Source organism: Methylobacterium sp. CCH5-D2 (assembly GCF_001556475.1).
GTDB classification, from domain to species: domain Bacteria; phylum Pseudomonadota; class Alphaproteobacteria; order Rhizobiales; family Beijerinckiaceae; genus Methylobacterium; species Methylobacterium hispanicum.
The window spans coordinates 1-267 of record NZ_LSIX01000643.1 but is presented as its reverse complement, the minus strand read 5'-3'; the positions used below and the strand labels follow the sequence as shown (position 1 = coordinate 267).

Annotated in this window: 1 protein-coding gene; it reads right to left on the bottom strand. The window is 69.3% G+C overall.

Features of this window, described 5'->3' with window-relative positions:
* The coding region (locus tag AX737_RS17105) for a histidine kinase dimerization/phospho-acceptor domain-containing protein (protein ID WP_280949063.1) at positions 1–267 on the bottom strand (267 nt) is incomplete at both ends.

Here is a 267-nt window from a genome sequence, read left to right as displayed (position 1 = left end):
CCTCCGGCTTGAGCGTCTGGCGCCGGGCGAAGGCGAGGAGTTGCGCCGTCAGCCGTGCGGCCCGGTCGACGGTGTCCGAGACAGCGTCCATGTAGCGGCGCCGCCGCTCCTCCGGAAGGTCGGGGCGCCGGAGGAAGTCCATCGACGAGCGAATGACGGTAAGCAGGTTGTTGAAGTCATGGGCCACGCCGCCGGTGAGTTGGCCGATGGCTTCCATCTTCTGCGACTGCACCAGGGCGTCCTGCGTCTCGGCGAGGTCGCGGGTCC